Origin of the sequence: Novosphingobium sp. UBA6272, assembly GCF_002440635.1 — a bacterium.
GTDB lineage: Bacteria > Pseudomonadota > Alphaproteobacteria > Sphingomonadales > Sphingomonadaceae > Novosphingobium.
The window spans coordinates 25,800-47,800 of sequence record NZ_DJUW01000027.1; the positions used below are offsets into that span (position 1 = coordinate 25,800).

Sequence of the window (22,001 nt, forward strand, 5' to 3'; positions counted from 1 at the left end):
TCCTCAGGATGAGCGATAATGGAATAATTGCACGATGCCTGATTCCCTCAACCTCCTCTCCGCCAGCTTCGTCGATTTCCGGCGCGAGGCGGAACGGCGGCTGCCGCGCTTCCTGTTCGACTATTACGATGGCGGCGCCGGCGCCGAAGTGACCCTGCGCCGCAACACCGCCGACTGGGAGGCGGTGCAGCTGACCCAGAAGGTGCTGCGCGACGCCTCTGCGATGGATTGCTCGGTCGAGCTGTTCGGGGAGAAGCTGGCCATGCCGCTGGTGCTCGCACCGATCGGCATGGGCGGGATGAGCGCGCGGCGCGGCGAGGTTCAGGCCAAGCGCGCGGCCGACAAGGCCGGGATCCCGTTCTGCCTGTCGACCGTGGGCATCTGCACGCTGGAAGAAGTTGGCGCGGTCAGCGACCGGCCGGCCTGGTTCCAGCTCTACATGCTGAAGGATCGCGGGATCGTGCAGGAAATCCTCGGCCGTGCCTGGGATTCCGGAGTCCGGACCCTGGCTTTTACCATCGACCTGGCGGTGCTCGGCACGCGCTATCGCGATATCCGCAACGGCATGGCCGGGGGGCTCGGGCCGTGGGGCAAGTTCCGTTCGGGTGCGCTCGACTACGCGCTGCATCCGGGATGGGCCTGGGACGTTGGCCTGCGCGGCGGGCCGCACGGCTTCGGCAATATCGCGATGTACGTGAAGCAATCGAAGAACCCGCGCGACTACCTGCATTGGACCGGGACACAGTTCGACGCTTCGGTGACCTGGAAGGACATCGAGTGGCTGCGCACGGTGTGGAAAGGCAATCTGGTGCTGAAGGGCATTCTCGATATCGATGACGCCCGGCAGGCTGTCGCGGTCGGCGCCGACGGGATGATCGTCTCCAACCACGGCGGGCGCCAGCTTGATGGTGCCGCCTCGACTGCCTCCATGCTCCCGCGCATCGCCGATGCCGTGGGCAGCGAGACCACCCTGCTGGTCGACGGCGGGATCCGCAGTGGCCAGGACCTGGTCCGCGCGCTGGCGCTGGGTGCCAGGGCCGCGCTGGTCGGGCGCCCATGGGTGATGGCGCTGGCCGCCGGGGGCGAAGCGGCGCTGAGCCGCTACCTTGGGCTGGTCAAGCAGGACATGCGCACCGCGCTGGGCCTTTCCGGCGCGATCAATGCGCGGGAGGTTACCTCCGCCGTCCTGCTCTAGCGCTTACCGCCCCTTGAACGCCGCCGGGCGCTTTTCGAGGAACGACTTCACCCCTTCGCCGAAGTCCTCACTGGCGAACAGCGGGAGCAGGTGCAGGTAGACGTGCTGGACGTGGGTTTCGAAGCTTTCGTCCAGGCCCATCCGCATCATCCGCTTGCTGGCGCGCACCGCGAGCGGGGCGTTGGCCGCAATTTCCAGCGCCATCGCGCGCGCGGCCGAGGCCACGTCATCGGCGGGAACCACCTTGTTGGCCAGCCCTTCTGCCAGGCATTCGGCCGCGCTGAGCGTGCGGCCAGTGAAGATGATCTCGGCCGCCTTGGCCCAGCCGAGCATCCGCGGCAGGAACCAGGTTCCGCCGGATTCGGGCACGACACCGCGCTTGACGAAGGCGGCGGCGAGCTTGGCATTGTCAGCCATGATCCGGATATCGCAGCCGAGCGCGAGATCCATGCCATAGCCAGCCGCGGAACCATTCAGCGCGCAGATCACCGGCTTGTCCATCGCGAACAGCACCGTCGGCGGCGTGTTGCGCAGGTCGATCGTTTCGGGCGGGCGGCGGTCCTTGCCGCCGATGCCCTGCCCGGCCGAGGCTTCGTTGAGGTCAAGCCCGGCGCAAAATGCCCGGCCGGTGCCGGTCAGCACCACCACCCGCACGTTGCGGTCCTCGTTGGCCTTGACCAGGGTCCGGGTCAGCTCGTCAAGCATGGCCGAGGAAATCGTGTTCATCCGCTCGGGCCGGTTGAGCGTGATTGTGGCGACATAGTCCGCCACTTCGTAGGTCATGTCGGTCATGGCAAAACTTTCCCCGGATTGAGTATGCATTCTGGATCCATCGCCGTTTTCAGGGTCCGCATCAAAGCCAGTTCCTCGGCTGTGCGGCTGAGATGCAGCCACTGCCGCTTCTCCAGCCCGATCCCGTGTTCGGCGCTGATCGAGCCGCCCAGTGGCTGAAGCGGGGTGAACACCAGCTTCTCGATCCTGTGCTTCATACCTGCGTCGAACGGCTGCGCGCCCAGCAAAATGTGCAGATTGCCGTCGCCCATGTGGCCGAAAACCACCAGCTTGGTAGTCTCGCCCAGTTCGGCCCGGGCCTTGGCTTCCAGCGCCTCGACATACTGGCCCATGTCGCGGATCGGCAGGCTGACATCGAAAGTCACGCTGGGCGCGGCATAGTGGAACAGCGCCTCGATATCGTCGCGGATCGCCCAGATCTGCGCGGCCTGGGTCTGGCTGGCGGCGATCACCGCATCGGCCGCTATCCCGTTTTCGAGCAGGCCGGCCAGCACCTCTTCGAACTGGGCGGGATCGCGCTCCGCATCGGTGCCGCTCATCTCGACGATAACATAGAATCCATGCCCGCCAGGCAGCGGTGGGGTGTGGCGGCCGGTACCGATTGCGATCGGTTCGTAAAAGTTGGCCCACATCACCTCGAACGCGGTGAGACCCGCGCCAAGCCGTTTGCCGGCCGCAACAAACAGCGCCTGCACTGCCGCGAAATCTTCCAGCGCAACCAGTGCAGTCTGCGTGGAGAGCGCAGCGCTCTGCAGCTTGAGAACTGCCCGAGTGACAATCCCCAGCGTGCCTTCGCTGCCAATGAACAGATGCTTCAGGTCATAGGCGGCATTGTTTTTGATCAGGCGGTTCATAGCGCTGATCACGGTGCCATCGGCCAGCACCGCCTCCAGCCCCAAAACCGAATCTCGCATCATGCCAAAGCGAACGACCGAATTGCCGCCCGCGTTGGTCGAGATGCCGCCGCCGATCGTCGCTGAGCCGCGCGCCCCCCAGTCGACCGGAAACTGCAATCCATGCTCCAGCGCCGCTTCCTGCGCGGCCTGGACCGGCAGGCCCGCACCCACTGTCATGGTCCTCCCAACCGGATCGATTTCCTCTATTGCACGCATCCGTTCGAGCGAAATCTGGATGTCGTCCGGCTGGCAGACCGCGCCCTGGACCAATCCGGTATAGCCGCCGGCCGGAACCACCGGCTGCCGGGCGGCATGGCACAGCTTCATCACTTCGCTGAGCTCAGCCGTGCTGGCCGGGCGAACGATTGCCTTGGCTTGCACCCGGGTGAAACCCATGAAATCGGCGGCGCGGCCCGCTACGTCCTCACCGGTAAGCATACCTTGCGGGCCGACGATAGCGGCGATCCGGGTCAGCAGGTCAGTCATGGCCATCCCCTCAAAAACGTCGCCCCGACCGTATCAGCTACGGCCGGGGCGAACAGCGCAAAATCGGCGGAAGAGTTGCAGAATCAGCCGTCAATGCGCTCGATGATGATCGCCGGGGCCATGCCGCCAGCAGCGCACATGGTGACCAGGCCATAACGGCCGCCCGAACGCTCCAGTTCGTCCAGGGCGGTGCCGATCAGGATCGAGCCGGTGGCGCCGATCGGGTGGCCGAGCGCCATCGCGCCGCCATTGGGATTAACCTTGGAGCGGTCGAGATCGAGGTCGCGGATGAACTTTTCGGCGACCACGGCAAAGGCTTCGTTGATTTCCCAGACGTCGATATCGTCCTTGGACAGACCCGCCTTGGCCAGCACCTTCTTAGCTGCCGGAACCGGGGCGTTGAGCATCAGCGTGGGATCATCGCCCTGGTTGCAATAGGCCACCACCCGCGCGCGCGGCTTGAGCCCGTGCTTGTCGGCGTAGTCCTTGCTGGTGATCAGCAGCGCCGCAGCGCCATCGACCACGCCCGAGCTGTTGCCGGCGTGGTGAACCGGAACGATCTCGACATCGGGGTAACGGCGGTTGATCTGCTTGCGGAAGCTGGTTCCGCCAAGGTCAAAGTCCATCAGCTGCGCAAAGGCCGGCTTCAGCGAAGCGAGCCCTTCGGCGGTGGTTTCGGGGCGCGGGAACTCCTCACGGTCCAGCGCGACCGTGCCGTCCTCGTTGAGCACCGGCACGACCGACTTGGCGAAGCGGCCTTCCTTGATCGCCACATCGGCGCGCTGCTGGCTGACCAGCGCCAGCGCGTCGAGCGCTTCGCGGCTGATCCCTTCGATCGACGCGATCGCATCGCCGCAAACGCCCTGGTGGCTCTGCGGGTGCAGTTCGTCGAGCGCGCGGTTGCCCGAACCCATGCCCAGCGGCTTGATCCCGGCGTTGGCTTCTTCCGCCCCCATCGCCGAGGTGTAGCTCATCATTTCGGTGCCGCCGGCGATCACGCAGTCTTCCATGCCCGACATGACCGAGGCCGCGGCGAAGTTGACCGAGCTGATCCCGCCACCGCAGAACCGGTCGAGCGTGGTGCCGCTGGCCTTGGTGTCATAGCCCGCAGCCAGCGCCGCCATCCGGCCCAGGTCGCCGCCCTGCTTGCCCTTCTGCGTGGAAGTCGACCAGACGATGTCGTCGACGGTCCCGGTGTCGAGGTGGTTGCGCTCCTTGATCGCCTTGAGCACGGTGGCGGCGAGGTGCTGCGGATGCAGGTGCGAAAGCGCGCCCTTGCCCGGCTTGCCCACTCCGCGCGGGGTGCGGACGGCGTCGATGATATAGGCTTCGGCCATTTCAGGTACTCCTCTTAAGCCAGCATGCCGGCAAGGCGCTGGCGGATGATGCTTTCTGCGTCGGCCACGATCCGGCTGATCAGCACTTCGCAGGTCGGGATATCATGGATCAGGCCCTGGATCATGCCCGCTGACCAGATCCCGTGATTGGTATCGCCGGTCTGCAGCCCTTCCCGGCCGCGCACGCCCTTGACCAGATCGGCCACGGCGGCGAATTCCTTGCCCTCACGCTCGGCCGCGACAACGGCTTGCGAAATCTCGTTCTTCGCGACCCGCGCGGTATTGCGGAAGGTGCGGAAGATCAGGTCGGTCCCGCGCTCGTCATTGGCGACCATCGCATCCTTGAAGGCCTGGTGAATCGGTGCTTCGACCGTCGCCGTGAAACGCGTGCCCATGTTGATCCCGTCTGCCCCCAGCGCCAGCGCGGCGGCCAGACCCCGTCCATCGCCGAAACCGCCGCTGGCGAGCATCGGGATCTTGACCTTGTCGGCCGCGGCCGGAATCAGGATCAGGCCGGGAATGTCGTCCTCACCGGGGTGACCGGCGCATTCGAACCCGTCGATCGAGATCACGTCGACCCCGGCCCGCTCGGCCGAGAGCGCGTGGCGCACCGCGGTGCACTTGTGAAGAATGGTGATGCCGTGCGGCTTCATCATCTCCCACAATTCGCGCACCGCCGGGGTCCCGGCAGTCTCGACGATCTTCACCCCGCTATCGATGATCGCCTGGGTATAGGCCTTGTAATCGGGCGGGTTGATCGTCGGGAACACGGTCATGTTCACGCCGAACGGCTTGTCGGTCATGCCCCGGCAGCGCTCGATTTCGGCCGCGAGGGCCTCGGCGCTGGGTTGGGTCAGGCCGGTCAGGATGCCAAGGCCACCGGCGTTGGAAACGGCGCTTGCCATCTCCGCCACGCCGACCCACTGCATCCCGCCCTGGACGATCGGATGCTCGATCCCGAGCAGTTCGGTAATCCGGGTCTTGATCGCCATCTGGCTTCCTCTCCTTGGCTCGACTTGCGAGTCGATTTAACCGATCAGTTAAATTTGGCAATCGCCCTTGAGCAAAGTCCGCGCCGATTCGCAAGACTTGCTTATCATAAGCACGTCTATTATAACTGTGGCATGCTGAGTCTGCCCTACCTGCTGTCCGATAGCGCGCGGTTGCTGCGGCGGGCCTTCGATGCCCGGGTGCGCGAGCTGGGGATGACCAGCCCGCAGGCCCGGCTGCTGCTGATCCTGCACGTCACCGAGGGCGAAAATCAGGGCTATTATGCCGAACGGCTGGAAGTGGAGCCGATCTCGTTGACCCGAATGATCGACCGGATGGAAGATGCCGGTCTGATTGAGCGCCGCCGTGATCCGGCTGACCGCCGGGCCTGGCGCCTGTTCCTGACCCAGCGCAGCCATCAGGTGATCGACCAGGTGCGGGCCTGCCTCGCCGGGCTGGAAGAAGAAATGCTGGCGGGCCTGTCCGCCGCCCAGCGCGATGCGCTTGGCACCATGCTGGAGACAATTCGCGTGAACTTTTCATCAAGCCGGCCGGTAGCGGAGACAGTCCATGGCTGAAGCAGATCCAAAACTGGCCACCGCCACCGCTGAACTGGAAGCAGAATCCCCTGCCCCGCCCAAGCCGCAACGCAAATGGGGCCGCCTGCTGCTGATGCTGTCGCTGCCGCTCGCGCTGCTGATCGGCGGAGTAATCTATTGGCGCAGCCTGCAGGGCCAGGTTTCGACCGACAACGCCTATGTCCACCTCGACAAGGTTTCGGTCAGCGCGCAGGTCGGCGGACAAATCACCGAGGTACTGGTCAAGGAAAACCAGCACGTAAAGGCAGGCGATCTGCTGTTCCGGATCGATCCGGAGCCGTTCCAGCTGCAGCTTTCGCAGGCCGATGCGGCGATCGCCTCGGCCCAGGCCAGTCAAATTGCCGCAGCCAATTCCAGCGCGCTTTCGGGAGCCGATATCTCGGCGGCGGAGCAGAACATCGCCTTCGCCCGTTCCACCCTCGCCCGGCAGGAAGCACTATGGAAGAAGGGCTTCACCACCAAGGCCGATTACGAAGCGGCACAGCACGGCGTGGCCGTTGCCGAAGAGCAGCTCAAGCTGGCCCGTGCCAAACGCGACGAGGCCGCCGCCAAGCTCTCCTCCGGTCGCCAGCTGCCCGGCATCTACCCGCAAGTCGCCGCCGCCACAGCCCAACGGCGCGTTGCGGAACTCAGCCTGAGGCGAACCGAGGTCCGCGCCCCGGTGTCCGGGGTCATCAGCCAGGCGAACCGGCTGCATCCGGGCCAGGACATCATCAACGGAGTCCCGGTGCTGACCCTGGTTGCCGATGGGAGCGCCTATGTCGAAGCGAACTTCAAAGAGACCGATCTGGCCGAAATGCGGGTGGGCCAAGAGGCCAAAGTGCGCTTCGATGCCTATCCAGGGCTAGTCCTGAAAGGCCATGTCGCCTCGATCGGGGCGGGTACCGGCAGCGAGTTTTCGGTCTTGCCGGCCCAGAATGCCACCGGCAACTGGGTCAAGGTAACGCAGCGCGTTCCGGTACGGATCGTGCTTGATGAAGCCAGCCCGCGCGCGCTGATTTCCGGGCTTTCGACCAAGGTCACGGTCTTTATCGACGGCCGCAAGCGCTAGAATCGGTCGATGGCCAGCGCCGCCAGTCCACCTCGCAAAGCCAGGACCCGTCCGGTCGCTGCAAGCTTCGCGCCGGAGGAGGATGTTCCCCATCTGCCGGTCGCAAACCCGCTGTTTCTGACCTTGGGGATCATGACCGCGTCGCTGATCCAGGTACTGGATACGACAATTGCCAACGTCGCGATCCCGCATATGCAATCGAGCCTGGGATCGACCCCGGACGAAATCAGCTGGGTCCTGACCAGCTATATTGTGGCGGTTGCGGTGTTCATGCCGATCACTGGCTGGCTGGCCGACCGGGTCGGATCCCGCCGCCTGTTCATCAGTTCGGTCGCGGGTTTCATAGTCTCATCGATGCTCTGCGGAATGGCCCAGAATGTGACCGAGATGGTGATCTTCCGAGCCATGCAGGGTGCGACCGGGGCCTTCATCGCCCCGCTGGCCCAAGCCGCGATGATCGATACCAACCGGCCCAGCCGCCAGCCGCAGATGATGGCTATCTGGGGCATCGGGATCATGATCGGGCCGATCCTGGGCCCCTTGCTGGGCGGCTGGTTGACCGAAAACTGGAACTGGCGCTGGGTATTCTATGTCAATGTGCCGCTCGGCGGGATTTCGTTGGCCATCCTGATTGCCGCGCTGCCCTCGCGCGAGATCGTCAGACGGCGCTTCGATCTGATGGGCTTTGCGCTGGTCGGCACCATGCTGGTTTCGATTCAGTTGTTGCTCGATCGCGGCAACCATGTCGACTGGTTCGATTCCGCCGAAACCTGGGTCTATGCCTTCCTGTTCCTATCAACCGCATGGATGGCGATCATCCACTTCCTGACCACCAGGGAAGCCCTGTTCGATCGCGAGATGTTTGCCAACCCCAACTTCATTTTCGGGATCCTGTTCAGTCTGGCCATGGGGGTGGTGATGTTCGCCACCATCGCCTTGCTGCCGCCAATGCTGCAGCGTCTGTTCGGCTATGGCGTGATCGATACCGGTGAAGCGCTGATGCCGCGTGGGATCGGTACGCTTTTGACCATGCAGATTTCGGGTATGCTGGTCCGGCGCGGGTTCGATCCGCGGGTACTGATCGCAGCGGGGTTTTCAATCGCGGCCTATTCGCTGTGGGCCATGACGCAGTGGTCGCTCGAAACCGATTTCAACCAGATTGTGCTGTGGGGTTTTGTCCAGGGGCTTGGCATGGGGCTGGTCTTCATTCCTCTGAACGCCAGCTCCTTTGCCACCTTGCCGGCGCACTTGCGTACCGAAGCCTCAAGTCTCTTGAACCTCGCCCGCTCGATCGGCTCGTCAGTCGGCATTTCGATCGTGATAACGATGTTCGCCCGCAACCTGCAGACATCGCACGCCGATCTGGCCGGCCACGTTACCAATTCGGTCAGCGCAGTGGTCGACTTTTCGACCATCGACCGGTTCCAGCGGCTGGGCGAAGCAGCGCTGCTGGCGCTGGATGGCGAGGTAAACCGGCAAGCGGCCATGATCGCCTATATCAATGATTTCTACCTGATGATGTGGATGACCCTGGCGGTCATCCCGCTGACCTTCGTAATGCGTCGCCCCCAACTCGGTCCGGCAGGCCCGAATAATTCAGGCAAGGCAAGCGAACCGTAAATGCCGCCAGCTTGACTGACAGGCTTGCAGCGGGCCGCTATCGCTGTCACGGCACCACCCCAAGGGCTCGGTAACAGGCAACGCTCGCCCGCAACCCCGTTTCGCGTGCGTTGAGAAGTTGGATTTCGAGTTCCGCGCGCTGCCTTTGATGGGTCAAGAGCGATTGCAGGCTGCGGCCGCCAAGCGAAACCGCTCTTTCTTCGATGTCCACATCCCTTGATGCACGCTTCATTGCGTCATCCATGAAGGCCATGGCCTGGCGTGCGCCATTTAGTGTGACGAAGCACTGCTCAACGTCGGTGCTGGCGACCAAAGCGGCTTGGCGATATTCGGCCAAGGCTTCACGGGTCCGGCCTTTGGCCCGGGCGACCTCGGCGTCGATGCGGCCGAAGTCAAACAACCGCCAACGCAAGCCCACCCCACCAAACGCCGTGATGGAATCCGCACTGCCCACATCGCCAAGACGCGCTCCGCGAATCCCGAACAGGCCACTAAGCGAGAGTTTTGGATAATACTCCGACACTGCAAGACCAACCCCAGCGTTCGCGGCAATCAGACGCTGCTCTGCAATGATCACATCCGGCCGCCGCGAAACAAGGTCAGCTGGCAACCCGGTTTCGGGATTGGGCACTTCGGCCAATGCAAAGCTTTCAGGCGGCCAAGGCATCAATTGACTGGCAGATTTTCCCAGAAGTGCTGCAATGGTATTCTCATAGCGCCCCACGTCCGCGTCTATCAGGGGTTGACCAGCGCGAAGCTGAATCAGATCGGCCTCTGAACTGACAACTTCCTGCTCAGAGGCCGCCCCGAGTTGCCGACGACCGACCACGATCTTGTGCTGGCGTTGGACCAGCGCAACCAGCCGGGCATAGAGTGCTTGTCGGATTTGCGCTCCGCGCAGTCCCCAATAGGCATCGGCTAGATCAGCAGACACCGCAACCCGGGCCGCCGCGACACCCCATTCGGATTGGGCAAGTTCTGCCCTGGCGATTTCCCCCCGACGTTTATGGCCTCCGGCCAAGTCGAGGTCCCAGGTCGATCCAAATCCCACCGAAACGTCGGTGATCGTCCTCGGGTAGTCCGGGATTATTCGTGAGAGTATGCCAACACCAGAGTTCTTGGATTGCATGGCACGCCCGATTGATCCCTCCGCATCGAGACTTGGGCGAGTCGATGCGCCCTGCTCGCGCAGCGCCGCCCGGGCCTGGTCGACCCGCGCCAAGGCAGCTTCGATCGACAGATTCTTTGAAAGCGCTTCGAGCTGCAATTGGTTGAGTCTGGGATCGCCATAGGCAAGCCACCATTGCGAGCTAATCGGCTCCGTTCCGCCTTTAGTTCTGAAATCGGATGCAACCGGCAGATCGGGCCGCGTGTAGTCGGGGCCCGCCACACATCCGACCAAACCGATCGAGAGCAGGATATTCGCCAGGTACCTCATGCTTGGCTTCCTGCGGTCTTAGCTGAAGCAGGGGCCAACAGAACGTACATCACCGGGGTCGCGATCCTGGCCAAAAGCGTAGAGGCAATCAGCCCGCCGATTATCGTGATTGCGAGCGGCCCGTACAGACCACTATCCGAAAACGCCAAAGGCAGCAGGCCGGCAACGGCAGAGACAGTCGTCAGCAACACGGGAAGGAACCGCAGTTCGGCAGCCTCTTCTGTTGCCTGCCGAATTCCGACCCCTTGCGCGCGCAGTTTTTCAGCAAATTCAACCAGCAAGAGCGAATTCTTGATCTCGATTCCAATGAGCGCGATCAAGCCGATTGATGCGGTAAACGACAGGGAATTTCCCGTCAGCCAAAGCGCAACGATCGCGCCAAAAAAGCCAAAGGGTATGATGCCAATTACAACGGTTACCATCCGGAGTCGCCCAAACTCCAGGGTCAGGACCGCAAGAATACCGAAAAGTCCGATCAGGGCGGCCGGAACCAGACCGGAAAAATTGCGATCCTGGGATTCCGCTTCACCGCCCAGCGACAATGTGTAGCCAGCCGGCAGCTTGACCGCCTCCCGGATTCGTTCAACCACATCCGTTGTGGCGCGTGATATCAGCACGTCCTTGTCGACATTGGCGGTCAAGGTCGCAACGCGCATCCGGTCGATGCGGTCAATCTGCTTGGGACCCGAAATCAGTCGTTTGGTCACAAGACTGTCAAGCGATACCGCTTGCCCTCCCCGGCCCATGACGTAGATCTGCGCGAACTGCCCTGGTTGTTGATCCTTCCCTTCGGAAGCATGAAGGGTGATTGGATACGTGTCTCCATCGACGTCACGCAGCTGCGAAACCGCAGTCCCGCTCAAGGCAATTCGCATCGCATCTCGAAGCTCTGCCGGGCCAATGCCATATGCCGCGGCGGCGGCCTCGTTGGTGTCAAGCGTCATATCGATTTGCGATGCACGCAAAGGATTCTTTATGTCGCGCAGGCCCTTTGTGCCCGCCATGGTAGTTTCCACTTGGCCAGCAAGCTCGCGTAATATCTTGAGATCTGGCCCAGATACCCTGATGACGATGGGCGCCTCGATAACGGCGCCTTGAACGAATTCGACCGTGCTAAGCCTTGCTGTGCCATCGTTGGCAAATTTGTCCCGCAATCGGTCGATCAATTTGCTGCGGGTTTCCGCCTTCCAATCTTTGAGGCCGACTACCAGCTCGGCAAAAGCCTCATCCTCCGGCTTTTGCGGCTGATTGTAATAGAGCGCCGGATTGCCGCGGCCGACATTCGCGATGACCCATTGCACCGCTGGTTCAGCCTGCAGCGCCGCCTCAACCTTTCGCGTAAAGCCATCTGTAATCCCCAGGGTTGCGCTTTCGGGCGCTTCGACGCGAACAAGAAACTGCCGGGTTTGTGCGGCTGGGAAAAGACTCGAACCTATTACGCCCAGCAAGGGAATGGAGAGCGCAGTCGCGCCAAGCAAAATCACAACAGCCGTCTTCGGCCTGTCCAAACAGCGCTTCAGTACGGGGGCGTACCACTTCGAAATCGCAGCTTTGATCCGCTCGCGTATTTGGTTTTCGGAGACCTCATGACTCTTTCGGAGCAGCAGTTTTGCGACAAGTGGAATTACAAACAAAGCGACCACCAATGAGCCGACGATTGTTCCCACGACCGCAACGGGCAGCGAGCGAACAAAATCGCCGCCGGCTTCGGGCAGAGCCAGCAGTGGCAAAAAGGCGAAAAGCAGGCAGGCTGTGCAGCCAATTACGGCGAGTGCGATTTGCGAGGTTCCCTGGACAATCGCATTGTCAGCATCCGGCTCCAACCCCATCCATCGCACGATGTTCTCAGTGATCACAATCGCGTCATCGACAAGCAGGCCAAGGGCCAGGATCAATCCTGCAATCGATAGCTGGTTCAGCGACAATCCAAACAATTGCAGCGTGAGTATTCCACACAACAATGACAAGGGAATTGCGGTCATTACAACCAATGCGGCATTCCGACCTAATGGCAGAAGCGAAATACTTACAACAAAAAATGCAATCAAAAAATCACGATAAAGATGATTAAGACGATTTTCCGCATTTTCAGTTTGAAAATAGGGGCGTTCTAGCCGCACGCCGCCGGGCAGAGTCTTCTCAAAATCGTCAAGAACTTGGCGTATTTTTTCCGTCACGTCGAACAAGTCAACGTTGATATTCTGATTGACCGAGATGACAACCGCTTGATGACCGTTGTAGCGGATAAGGTGGCTAGGTCGCGCGGTACCCCAAGCGACTTCCGCGACGTCTCTTACCTGCAGAACTGCACCGTTCGAGACCGTCAGTGCAACGTCGCCGACACTGTCAGCATCCGGAAAGGCCCCGGCATAGTCAACATTCAGTCTACGGCCATCACTCCGAACTGTTCCAACGGGCCCTTCGCGGCCCTGAGTGGCGATCGCCGCTGCTATCTCCGTTGGACTCTTGCCGCGCGCCTGCAACTTGCCGGGATCCAATTGTACCCGCATTTCACTGGCCGGCAGGCCCCAGACCTGCGCCCTTTCAACCCCAGTGACACTGCTCAGCCTTTCCCTCAACCGTTCGGACAATTTGTGCATCCGGCGCGGCGGGAGGGTATCGCTGACCAATGCCACCTCGGCAATTGCCGCCGAAGTGGGCCGTCCCCTGACTATGTCCATTCTGGTCAGCTCAGCCGGAAGCGTAGGGCGGCGGTTCGCTAGTTCGCGGCTAAGCGCGTCATAAGCCCTGTCAGAATCCTTACCCCATTCGAACTCAACGTAAACTGTTGCCACGCCTTGCCGGCTGTTGGAGCGGACTTCTCGAACCTGTTCCAACGAGAATATCGAGTCCTCGATTGGCTCCGCGACAAGTTTTTCAAGTTCCGCAGCGCTGGCGCCCGGCATGACCGCGGTAATGTAGAACATCGGGCCGTCGGATTGCGGATCTTCCGTTCGCGGAAGGCCAAAAAATGCGCTTGTGCCTAGGACCGCAAGGAGCGCGGCCAGTAGCCCGACGAACCGCCATTGCTTCAGAACAAATCGAATCGCGCGTTCGGTCATAGCAAGCGCGGAGCCACAACCTCGTGATCCTTCACAAAGCCCGCGCCATCCACAATTATGACGGATCCAACAGGCAAGCAGCAGATCCGTACCCAATCGGTATCGACCCCGAGCAGCCGGGCTTTGGTTCGGAGAGCCTGCTGTGTCTTGGAATCGACAACGTAGATGTAGGCCGCTTCACCTTCGATTTCGAGAAGGGCCTCGATTGGCACGCGCTGCCCCCCGCCCGCAAAGTTCTGGCTAACGTCCGGCACCCGGACCGAGCCAATCGCACCGCTGGGCAATGAATTCAGATACGCCGGCAATGCGAAATCCACATCGACCGTTCCGGTTCGGGGATCGCTTTGAAGGCCCACTCTCAAGAGCCGCGCATCCAACGGTCCGTCACGTCCAGGAACGCTAACCTGCATCACCTGCCCGCGCCGCAAATGCTGAGCAATCCCTTCCGGTATCTTCGCCCTGGCGATGAGAGGACTCGTTACGTCGGCTACTCTCGCGATTGATTTGCCTGGCAAGGAGACTTCTCCCACCTCGCCTTGCACCGCCAAGACCACTCCATCAAAGGGCATTTCGACAACGGCTGACCGAATGTCGAAGTCTGCAGCGGACAACGATGCCTCGACCGCCCGCAACTCAGCCTGACTGGCTTCAAGTTCTGCTTTGGAAATCGCGCCAATTGCGAAGAGGGACTGCTGGCGGGCAACTCTTGAGCGCAGTTCGTTTCGCGCCGCCAGAATCCTTGTCCGTTCCGCGTGGACATTTTCCGCTCTTATCGCAGCAACCACGCTGCCCTTGCGCAGGCGGTCACCGACCTTCACCCGAACAGCAGAAAGTATCCCGCTAAGCCGAGAGCCCAATGCCGCTTCGCGTTCGCGTTGGATTACAACCGGAAAGCTGCGATCGGCACGATCAACCTGATCTGCACCGATGCGGAAAGCGGTCACCTGCAACGGGTCTGCGGCTTGTGGTTCCTGCGCGCGAGTGCAAGCGGAAGTTGCCCCAGCAAGAGCGGCCGCGATGACGAACAAGGCCGCCAAACGGCCAAACATCCCGCCCAATTGGTTCGGCAAACGGCTCACTCACCCTGCCCGGTTCTAAGCACTCGCAAAGCGATCTCCCTAATCGAGCCGCGCGACACAATTTTCATGCTCAATTGGCGATCAAAAAGAACCACAAGCAAGCACCAGCTCCTGCGAGCATCCAAACACTCGATGCGAGGACAATAATAGCCACAAGTTTCTCATGCCCGGGGCTACCTTTGTGCCCAGCTCCGGCAATGGGCAAAACTCTCGACGCACCTGTCGCAGCTGACAACAGCAATCCAATGATCAAGAAGCTGCTCGACAGGACAAGTGACCATCCAATCACTGCCTGAATCGATTCAGGAATTGCGAATTCCTGCCAAAATGCACCCATCGCCAACAAGAAAGTGCCGGACTGCACGGCCGTCAAGTGAGCCGATAGAGACATTCTTGGATTTCGAAACTTCGGAATCAAAGCTCCAATCAGTAAGCCCCAAACAAACAGAGCGAGACCAAACTTTCCAAGCATCAACGAATAATATGCCATTGCGGTCTCCTCAGGCCTTCAAGCTATTTTTACCGCACAAAACTGTCAAGCTCGAACAACCTGGTGAATCGGTTTTGATAAAAGATTGATTTGCCGAACATAACTGCAGTGCATTGATGGCTTTGGAATGAACTAAAATCTATTGGGGGTTGTGCTGTCATATTTTTGCACATACCCTTGAGTTATTCTTCGATTCGTTTTCGCCATTCCGCGAAATCATCGCCCAACAGATAGATTCTGATTATAAGAGTTTTACAATTGATTGAGCTCTCACAGATGACGTTTGCGTAACCTTGCGCACTCGATTCGACTAGTGTTCGATCAATTGCACCCGGAGTTCGTGCTGGTGAATATTATTACAATTCCGGAGTCACTTAGTAGCAATCGGCACTCGAATCTTGAAGTTCGCAGTGATCACAATGCCAACGCTTTTGATAATACATCTTACTCTGCCATCCTGCATAACTTAATTTCAGTGGCTCAGAATAAGCAAAATCTGTCTGAGGCAGTTTTGGTATTGGCAACTCTTGACGGACGCATAGACAGTGAAGATGCCATTTCTTGTCTGACGAAGCGAGATTCGCATTTTATCGAGCAGTTTGGATATTGCGAAATATTTCTCGATTCCGAAACAGATAATGAAGTAAATTCCATTTATCCATCGCTAGTCGTTAGTGAAATTTCAAAAATTGCAATACAGTTTCCTAACGAAACAATTCCGTATTTTCAACAAGTAGCGAAAATTCGGATCGATACCTATGATATATTGAATTTTAATTCAGCGACAAACAACACCAATTCAATATTTGAGAATATTTTCGAATCCAGAGGTTCGGAACATATTTTAGATATCTTGGATAAAGCACAGTACCACATTGATCATATAGATCCAGTTGTATTGCATGTTGGACAACAAACATTCACAAACTTCGATCAATTTAACAATCTTTTGGCTCGTCCAGCTGTGAAGCGGTCGGGATTTACGCTGACAGATCTGAGAGAGCGTGACTTTGAGGATTGGTCATATGATGAGAAAATGCTTGTATCCTGCATCTATATTCTGACCAGAGCGAAGTGTAGGATTGAAGAATTTAATGGTCAGCAGCTGAACCTTGTCCGTGTTGAAGCGCATCTCCGCTCTAAATACGAACAATTGTGCGATGAGACCGGCTTGGGGGTCAAGGCGCTTGGCCTTGTGGAGTTGGCAGACAGCATCGTCGACCTGCGCAACCGCGTACGTTCTCAAAAGTTCGTTTACCGTACGGTGAATGGCCTGACATTCAACAAGCACGAGCACTTTTTCGACCGAGCTGGCATTGACCTTTCGATTGGTGCCATGCCTGAGCAAATGGCTGCGGCGATTGAAGCCCGGTTTGGACTTCATCGCCACGATCACGCATCAATCGATAACTTCTTTGGGGCCGCTGCAGCTGCAGCGTTGAACCGGAATAGTCAAGCCAGGCAAGCGCTGACACCCCTTGAGCAGCTGTTTGAATTGATCGTTCGTTCGGCCATCGCCGAGACCCGTGCCCATATCGGTATGACCCGCGGCGTTCGCGACCTTCACCGGTGGTCGGCACTGTTCGCCAACCACTCTTATGTCGAGCTTTGTGACTTAGCCCCGGCCGATTACTATTGCGCGGTTTTTGCCGATCAGCAGACCGAGGTGCAGCTGCGTTCCGCTGATCAGCTGAGCAAGGTCTTCACTGCAATAGCGCAGAGAATGACCTTCAACAGCTGGCACTACACCCCAGGCCATGTTCCGATCGATGCGGTTCCAAATGACCGGCATTTCTATGTCCCGCCGAGAATGTCGGATTTGACCGTTTGGTCCGACAGTCGTCACCAAGGACACATTCTCGCGAAAGTCCGTCATTGCATCCGTTCACCCGGCGGGCTGATGGTCAATGGCAAAAAGCAGCATGGACTTTTCGACATTCGGCTGATGCGGAGCGACGGCGATCCGTTTGAATTGGAGGACCTGATCTGCGCCCGGCGCCATACTGCCTATCTGCGCGCCGTGCTCCAGGCGGTTCTGGATAGTCCGCAACCAAGCGCGAACCCGGCGATCGTGCAATCCTTCACGAAAAAATACTACAAAAATGCATGATCTCGCTGGATTTCGGCTGGTCGATGCCCGCACCGGCCAATTGCGCACATTGGCTTTGATCGCGTCAGTAGCTTCCGCTCTGGAAAGCAGGCTTTCAGATCGGCGCGGTGAAAGCGTCGCGATTGTGATCGCCGACAAGTTCGACCTGGTCACGGTCCTCCTCGCAGCCAGTCAACTGGCAGTGCGGTTGGTTCCACTCGATCCCTTTTCGCCCGCTGCAGCGCAGTCGGCATTTGTGTCTGCCAGTGGGGCCCGCACGATCATCGCCGACCACGAAATTGACACCGGGTCAGACAGCCAAACGGTAATCACGGTCCAGGAACTGCTGCTTGCCGCAAACGAACCTGATCGGGTGATTTCGTTCCCGGCCATGCAAAGTCACTGGCTGTTTTTCACTTCCGGTTCGACCGGGACGCCCAAAGGTGTCGAGTTCTCGTCCGACATGGTTCGTCATAACGTTCGGCTGGCACTCGATGCATTGCCGTTCGAGCCAGGCTTTCGCACCGCTAGCATGCTGCCGGCCTATCATACGTTTACGCTGATCGGCGATATCATGACCGCCTTTGCAGTCCAAGGTTCCTGCGTGATCCTGCCGGATTTCGAGATTGCGCAGCTCGACTTTATTCTGGAAGCGCTGGCAACTCACCAGGTTCAGACGTTTAGTGGGGTGCCGGTCATTCATGAGGTCATGACGGCCTTTGCCGATCGCATGACAGGGCTGACCTTGCGTTTCGTAACATCTGGAGCAGCCCCGCTGCGGGCTGAACTTGTCGAGCGTTATGCTCGCCTGTTCGATCACCCAATCGTCCCGTGCTACGGAATGACAGAAGGTGTTTGTTTCCTCTCGATCAGCGATCCGGCTCGCGTGCGGCCTGGCTCGGCGGGCGTTCCGCGGGTTGAGCTCAGGATTGTCGATGACCGCGATGATCCGGTCACCTCAGGCAAGATCGGAAACATCCAGGTCAAAGGCACGTCGGTCATCCGGAACGGCTACTTCAACAACCAAGCATCGTTGAAGGAAAGCTACGCGGATGGCGGGTGGCTCAGAACTGGCGATATTGGATATCTCGACTGCGACGGCCAGCTGTTCATTACCGGTCGATCGAAGAACCTGATCATCCGTGGTGGAAAGAAGGTTTATCTGGAGGATCTCGAGGCGTTGTTCGACGCCGGGACCGTGGCGGCAGTGGCGCAGGGCGGCGAAAATCGTGAGAGATTCGTCTTCTTTTATGAGGCCGAAAAGTACGACGATCGCAGCGTCAGCGAATTGATTTCGGGACGGCTTGGCATCGACCACATGCCCGACCGGTTTATCCCGATCGCGCAGATTCCGAGATCGCCGACCGGAAAGCTCAAACGACAGATTTTGGCAGAGGGACTTCAACGTGGAAGTTATTGACTGCCACTCTCATGTCGCCTCGTCGCGCTATATCCCTGACGAGTTTTTCGATGGCTGGGTCGACAATATCCTGGCGACATCAGGCTCGAAGGATGACCGCCACGGGGCCGCGCTGCGGCAGGTCTTTCGCAAGATCAACGAAGATCCGCTGTGCGATGAATATGTCGCGCAGATGGACGAGGCAGGGATCGCCCGTGCTGTCCTGCTGATCATCGATTTCAAATACGTCTACGGCGAGCCGTTCGACGACATGGTCGAAATCTATCGCCGGCACCGGGAAATCCTTGAGCGCCATCCAGGCCGGTTCATCTGCTTCGCTGGGGTCGATCCCCGTCGCGGCAGGGCCGGCGTTGAATTGCTCGAACTGGGCATAGAGCAATACGGCTTTTCTGGCCTGAAGCTTTATCCGCCGTGTGGATTCAGCCCAAGCGACGAGCGGCTCGATCCTTACTACGAGGTATGCGCGCAATACCAGCTTCCGGTGCTTTCGCACATCGGACCCACGACCCCATCCTTGTCATTTAACTTTGCCCGACCAGAAGGAATTGACGAGGCGGCAAGGCGCTTCCCCCAAGTCAAGTTCGTGCTGGGCCACGCCGGTTCGACCCATTTTCGCGATGCCGCGGTGCTGGCCGAATACCGGCCTAACGTCTTTCTCGATATGTCCGGGTTCCAAGCGGCAGCCAGCCGCGGACGCTTCGACGACTTGATGCGGTTCCATAAGGAAAACGGCATCCTCAACAAGATCCTGTTCGGCACCGATTGGCCGATCCACCGCCTTCTCGGCGCACAAAAGAAGTGGGTGGACCGCTTCAAGCAGCTCTGCACCGACGGCATTCTCACCCAGCGGGAGTTGGCGAACATCTTCGGAGAGACCTTCAGGTCAATTTCTCCCAGCAGCATTGGAGCGGCATGAATGGATAACACGCACGAACTCGTCATTTCAGCCATCAAGAGCCAGATCGATGACCCGACACGGGAGATCGGATTGGATAGCCGTATCGACGAACTGGGCCTTGATTCACTGCGGTACATGATGCTCATCATCGATCTTGAAAGCAGCAGCGACCAGATATCGGTAGACGTCAAGAACATCGGGTCAGCGACCACGGTTGCTGATTTGACCAGACTCGTGAGGTACGCCTGATGGAAGGCACGAACCTCACGCCCGGCCTCGAATTTCGGCCAGCAACTACTGAGCTGGAGCTGCGGGCGGTCTATCCTGTCATGGCAGCGCTGCGCCCCCAATATTCCTTGGACGAATTCGTGCGCCTTGCTCAGGACCAGCTCATCCCTTCGGGGGCCCGCGTGATCGCAGGATATCACGAAGGTGCCGTCGTTTGCGCCGGTGTGTTTAAGATCGGCCATTCGCTGGCCTGGGGCAAACATCTCTATATCGACGACCTTGTTACGGCCGAGGAAAGTCGCTCTCTCGGCTGCGGGTCGGCCCTGCTCCGCCACATTGCGGCGATCGGAAAGGCTGAAGGCTGCGGCGAACTTCACCTTGATTCCGGCGTCCAGCGCCACGAAGCCCACCGGTTTTACCTGCGCGAGCGGATGGACATCGTATTCTACCATTTCCGGAGCCAGCTGGCATGACCATTTGCGAGCTAACGGATACCGTTGGGTTGCTTGAGCGCTCAAGCAACCTGCACGCCCCCCAACCAATGTATCCGGACGCAACCAGCATTGCCGACATTCTTCGTCGGCGTGCCGAAGACCAGGCAAACGACGTTGCGTTTGTCTACCTCTCATCCACCGATGATGAAGACGTGGTCCGCACCTACCGCGAGCTCGACCGACGCGCGAGGACCATCGCCGGCTATCTGGCGGATGAGGTCCAACATCGCGGCCCCGATCGGCAATTGCGCGTAATCCTTGCCTATCCGCCCTGTGCCGACTTTGCGGATGCATACTTCGGCGTACTCTATGCTGGAGCCACGTGCGTAAATGCCTTCAGCCCAACAACGCCGCGCGAAGCGGAAAAGTTGGCCGCAATCGCTGCAGATTGCGGTGCATCGATAATACTGACCCATTCATCGACGGTAGAAGCGGTGCGAACAGCTCTTGAAGTCGCCGGGCTGTCCGCTGGGCCGATTGTTGCGACCGATCGCTTGACGGGACCTGGGCACAGCACCGCAATCGCCCCCGGCCATGGCCGCCCGGAAGATGATTGCTTTATCCAGTATACATCGGGCTCGACCAGCAATCCGAAGGGAGTCCGCGTCAAGCATGCCAATTTGATGCACAACCTGACAGTGATCGAGCATCACATGCAGGGGGCCAAGGGGAGCCGCTACCTGGGGCTGGGATGGCTTCCCGTCTTTCACGACATGGGACTGATCGCCTGCCTGAATTACCCGATTTACATCGGCAGACCGAACGTCCTGTTCTCCCACCAAACATTCGCCCAAAAGCCGCATCTGTGGATGAGCCGGATTTCCGAATACCGTGCCACCCACACCGCTGGTCCAAATTTTGCCTACGAGCTCAGTGCCCGGATCGCTCGCCGTGCCAACAAGGAAACACTCGATCTTTCGACCTTGAAGGTTGCCCTGTGCGGCGCAGAGCCGATCCGGGCTGCTACGCTCGAGCGGTTTATTGCCGCCTATGCCGATTGCGGATTGGATCCTTGTGCACTGGCGCCAGCCTATGGACTCGCCGAGGCGACGCTGATGGCAACGGGGTCTCCGGTTGGAACCGGTCCGCGCTTTCTGGACGTTGACCGCGAGGCCTTGCAATCAAACCGGCTGGTCCCAATGCAAGCCGCAAGCAACGCGGACCTACCCGGCCAAACCGAGGGTTGGACACGGCGCCTGGTGGCAAGCGGCAAGCTGCATGCCATGCACCGTCTGGCCATCGTCGACTCCGACACAGCCGAGGAACTTGACGAAAAGGTGATCGGTGAAGTCTGGTTGCGCAGTGCAAGCGTAGCGAGCGGCTATCTCAACAAACCGTCCGAGAGCGATTTGCAGTTCAAGGCGCAGCTGGCGGATGGTGAAGGTCCCTTCCTGCGCACCGGCGATCTCGGCTTCATCGCCGATGAGCACCTCTACATTACGGGCCGCCTCAAGGATGTCATCATTCTAAATGGTGCCAACCACCATGCCTCGGACATCGAAGCCGCGATCGAGAACCTCGGAATTGCCGAAATAAGGCGGTCCGTTGCCTTTGCCGTCAATGACATGGCCGACCGTGAGGCGGTGACAATAGTCTGCGAGACCCGGGCAGGAATGGAGCACGAGCGCATGGAGGTACTCGCGGCAAGACTCGCAAATGAACTGGCACGAACTGAAGGCTTCTCAGTTGGAAGAATTGCCTTTGCTGCAAAAGGATCAATTCCGCGAACATCCAGCGGAAAGATTCAACGCTCCCTTGCGAGAACAAGATTCAACCAAAATATCCTTGAATTATACTATATATATTCATCATCACGATTTTCCGAAGCATGACTATT

General features: G+C 59.3%; 18 protein-coding genes. 10 read left to right on the plus strand and 8 right to left on the minus strand.

Annotated features, from left to right (window positions below; genetic code table 11):
• The first annotated feature begins 34 nt into the window (after positions 1-34).
• A complete protein-coding gene (locus B2V17_RS12790; RefSeq protein ID WP_292998281.1) occupies positions 35-1,195 on the plus strand; it encodes an L-lactate dehydrogenase in 1,161 nt (386 codons plus the stop codon).
• A gap of 3 nt (positions 1,196-1,198) precedes the next feature.
• Here the strand turns inward: B2V17_RS12790 and B2V17_RS12795 are convergent, their stop codons facing one another.
• The 4 genes from B2V17_RS12795 to B2V17_RS12810 all read right to left on the minus strand — a co-directional run bounded on the left by B2V17_RS12795 (position 1,199) and on the right by B2V17_RS12810 (position 5,698).
• The gene (locus B2V17_RS12795) at positions 1,199-1,987 is read right to left on the minus strand and encodes an enoyl-CoA hydratase/isomerase family protein (protein ID WP_292998283.1); all 789 of its coding nucleotides are present in this window, start codon (positions 1,985-1,987) and stop codon (positions 1,199-1,201) included.
• Complete coding sequence (locus B2V17_RS12800; RefSeq protein WP_292998285.1) at positions 1,984-3,369, minus strand: FAD-binding oxidoreductase; 1,386 nt, start codon at positions 3,367-3,369, stop codon at positions 1,984-1,986. The genes B2V17_RS12795 and B2V17_RS12800 overlap by 4 nt, the downstream gene beginning before the upstream one ends.
• 83 nt (positions 3,370-3,452) lie before the next feature.
• The gene (locus tag B2V17_RS12805; RefSeq protein ID WP_292998287.1) at positions 3,453-4,706 is read right to left on the minus strand and encodes an acetyl-CoA C-acetyltransferase; all 1,254 of its coding nucleotides are present in this window, start codon (positions 4,704-4,706) and stop codon (positions 3,453-3,455) included.
• Between the two features lie 14 nt (positions 4,707-4,720).
• Entirely contained in the window at positions 4,721-5,698 is a 978-nt protein-coding gene (locus B2V17_RS12810; protein ID WP_292998289.1) for an NAD(P)H-dependent flavin oxidoreductase, read from the minus strand.
• 132 nt (positions 5,699-5,830) lie between these two features.
• On the opposite strand from B2V17_RS12810, the gene B2V17_RS12815 reads away from it, so the two are divergent.
• The 3 genes from B2V17_RS12815 to B2V17_RS12825 are packed head-to-tail and all read left to right on the plus strand — an operon-like array spanning position 5,831 to position 8,966.
• Positions 5,831-6,274, plus strand: coding sequence for a MarR family winged helix-turn-helix transcriptional regulator (locus tag B2V17_RS12815; protein WP_292998291.1), 444 nt, complete (start codon positions 5,831-5,833; stop codon positions 6,272-6,274).
• Complete coding sequence (locus tag B2V17_RS12820; RefSeq protein WP_292998293.1) at positions 6,267-7,346, plus strand: HlyD family secretion protein; 1,080 nt, start codon at positions 6,267-6,269, stop codon at positions 7,344-7,346. The genes B2V17_RS12815 and B2V17_RS12820 overlap by 8 nt, the downstream gene beginning before the upstream one ends.
• Before the next feature lie 9 nt (positions 7,347-7,355).
• The gene (locus B2V17_RS12825) at positions 7,356-8,966 is read left to right on the plus strand and encodes an MDR family MFS transporter (protein ID WP_292998295.1); all 1,611 of its coding nucleotides are present in this window, start codon (positions 7,356-7,358) and stop codon (positions 8,964-8,966) included.
• A 46-nt stretch (positions 8,967-9,012) separates the two neighbouring features.
• On the opposite strand, the gene B2V17_RS12830 is transcribed toward B2V17_RS12825, so the two are convergent.
• The 4 genes from B2V17_RS12830 to B2V17_RS12845 all read right to left on the minus strand — a co-directional run bounded on the left by B2V17_RS12830 (position 9,013) and on the right by B2V17_RS12845 (position 15,035).
• Positions 9,013-10,404 carry an efflux transporter outer membrane subunit gene (locus tag B2V17_RS12830; protein ID WP_292998297.1) on the minus strand — a complete coding sequence of 464 codons (1,392 nt, stop codon included), beginning with the start codon at positions 10,402-10,404 and terminating at the stop codon, positions 9,013-9,015.
• Complete coding sequence (locus tag B2V17_RS12835; protein WP_292998299.1) at positions 10,401-13,466, minus strand: efflux RND transporter permease subunit; 3,066 nt, start codon at positions 13,464-13,466, stop codon at positions 10,401-10,403. The genes B2V17_RS12830 and B2V17_RS12835 overlap by 4 nt, the downstream gene beginning before the upstream one ends.
• Complete coding sequence (locus tag B2V17_RS12840) at positions 13,463-14,494, minus strand: efflux RND transporter periplasmic adaptor subunit (protein ID WP_292998301.1); 1,032 nt, start codon at positions 14,492-14,494, stop codon at positions 13,463-13,465. Before B2V17_RS12840 ends, B2V17_RS12835 begins: the two co-directional genes overlap by 4 nt.
• Positions 14,495-14,615: 121 nt before the next feature.
• Entirely contained in the window at positions 14,616-15,035 is a 420-nt protein-coding gene (locus B2V17_RS12845) for a hypothetical protein (RefSeq protein WP_292998303.1), read from the minus strand.
• 313 nt (positions 15,036-15,348) lie between these two features.
• Between B2V17_RS12845 and B2V17_RS12850 the strand changes: the two genes are divergently transcribed.
• From B2V17_RS12850 to B2V17_RS12875, 6 genes are read left to right on the plus strand one after another with little or no spacing between them, the layout of a single operon-like run.
• The gene (locus tag B2V17_RS12850; RefSeq protein ID WP_292998305.1) at positions 15,349-17,145 is read left to right on the plus strand and encodes a hypothetical protein; all 1,797 of its coding nucleotides are present in this window, start codon (positions 15,349-15,351) and stop codon (positions 17,143-17,145) included.
• The gene (locus B2V17_RS12855) at positions 17,138-18,544 is read left to right on the plus strand and encodes a class I adenylate-forming enzyme family protein (protein WP_292998307.1); all 1,407 of its coding nucleotides are present in this window, start codon (positions 17,138-17,140) and stop codon (positions 18,542-18,544) included. Before B2V17_RS12850 ends, B2V17_RS12855 begins: the two co-directional genes overlap by 8 nt.
• Positions 18,531-19,460, plus strand: a complete 930-nt coding sequence (locus B2V17_RS12860) for an amidohydrolase family protein (protein WP_292998309.1) — start codon at positions 18,531-18,533, stop codon at positions 19,458-19,460. Before B2V17_RS12855 ends, B2V17_RS12860 begins: the two co-directional genes overlap by 14 nt.
• Entirely contained in the window at positions 19,461-19,691 is a 231-nt protein-coding gene (locus B2V17_RS12865; protein ID WP_292998311.1) for a phosphopantetheine-binding protein, read from the plus strand.
• Positions 19,691-20,143, plus strand: a complete 453-nt coding sequence (locus B2V17_RS12870) for a GNAT family N-acetyltransferase (RefSeq protein ID WP_292998313.1) — start codon at positions 19,691-19,693, stop codon at positions 20,141-20,143. Before B2V17_RS12865 ends, B2V17_RS12870 begins: the two co-directional genes overlap by 1 nt.
• Positions 20,140-21,996: a fatty acyl-AMP ligase gene (locus B2V17_RS12875; protein ID WP_292998315.1), complete on the plus strand. Its 1,857-nt coding sequence runs from the start codon at positions 20,140-20,142 to the stop codon at positions 21,994-21,996. Before B2V17_RS12870 ends, B2V17_RS12875 begins: the two co-directional genes overlap by 4 nt.
• Positions 21,997-22,001: the final 5 nt, after the last annotated feature.